General features: G+C 29.7%; 1 protein-coding gene. It reads left to right on the top strand.

All coding sequences use genetic code 11. The features are described from left to right. Positions 1–191, top strand: a 191-nt coding sequence (locus ACLBXA_RS29285; protein WP_447617737.1) for a hypothetical protein, incomplete at its 5' end; no start/stop codon positions are given. Between the last annotated feature and the right edge of the window lie 802 nt (positions 192–993).

Here is a 993-nt window from a genome sequence, read left to right as displayed (position 1 = left end):
TTCACGTTGTTTGTTTCGTTCAGTTTTCAAAGAACTACTTAGTCGCTCATTTGCGACTTCCTTATGTTAACATCTTCATCTTTCAATGTCAACTAAGTTTTTTATTTCGTTTGTCGCTTGCGACGTTAATGTCATCGGCGACTTGTTCTATATTACACTTCATTTGTATAATCGTCAACACCTTTTTATAAAGATATTCAAGTTAATATTTTTATGCTCTTTTAACTAGATACGCCTCTCCAAGGATTCATTACCGAAAAGCTACCTTCTGCTTCTATTTAACCTATTCTTCCAAAATATATTCAAGTTAATTTAAACCCTAGACTTAATTTGTACAGAAGTTTTTACCTAGCGAAACTAACAATCTTATTTTAATAAATATTAATACCTCTTTGTTTATCACACCCTCTATTAGAAACGATTGAAGATATACGTATTCTTATAACAGACAACGATACAAAAATCCATAATACACTCATATACTACTCTAGTTATAGAGTCCCAAGTTCTACTTATATGAAGTAATAGTTGCTTATCTGTTTACTCGTAAATATATAGAAGCACACTAATATATTTATTAACTATCCCTTTTTCACTGAAATATCAGCCTTATATCTCCTTCATCTTTAGTATCATCTATTTCCATACAGCTATATTCTCTTAATAAACATTTAAGATATGCTCAAGGTTTGAATTGATTAATAGCATTTCCTTTTTAAACACATATACTGGATTAAAAATACGTACCTCAATTGATCAAGTGCACCGAACAAACATATACAGAACACCCGTTCCTTTCATTACTTCACTTTTTATATAACATTAATAGATCTTTATCCTATACCTATATTTACGTTTTACCGCTAAAAGAGCGAATCATTTCACTAACAAAGCATTTAGTTTTATTTCTAGTATATATCCACCTTTTGAAATGCATATAGAATCATAAATTCCTTTTTTTCTATCTAAACCCCTAAGAATACACAACCATAC

This window comes from Bacillus sp. D48C, assembly GCF_053345735.1.
This window is presented reverse-complemented; position numbering and strand designations above follow the sequence as displayed.